Source organism: Chryseobacterium sp. SIMBA_038 (genome assembly GCF_046535115.1).
Classification (GTDB): Bacteria; Bacteroidota; Bacteroidia; order Flavobacteriales; family Weeksellaceae; genus Chryseobacterium.
Genome location: NZ_JAWRXH010000149.1, coordinates 1 through 274, shown reverse-complemented (window position 1 = coordinate 274; position 274 = coordinate 1). Strand labels below are relative to the sequence as shown.

Sequence of the window (274 nt, the reverse complement as noted above, 5' to 3'; positions counted from 1 at the left end):
CCCCAGGTGATCGTTGGAAGTACAGATACCCCAGTTGCTGCAGTACTAGGCGCAGAAACAGAAGGACATAAAGTATTTGTTGTAAAATTTCTCTCTGTACAAGTTGCCCCCTCTACACTTCCTGAGTAGGCAATCACTTTATAGTAATACTTGGTATTGAAAGACAAAGGAGTAGCCAATGTATAGGTTGCTACATTTCCTACATCTACATTATCCATGATATTATTTCCGCCTGCGGTAGTTCCCATCGTAATTCTATATCCTGTAACTCCAG

The 274-nt window shown here is 41.2% G+C and carries 1 protein-coding gene; it reads right to left on the bottom strand.

Annotation, left to right across the window (positions count from 1 at the left end):
• Nucleotides 1-274: fibronectin type III domain-containing protein (locus tag SB689_RS23065; RefSeq protein WP_410694392.1), on the bottom strand; the 274-nt coding region annotated here is incomplete at both ends.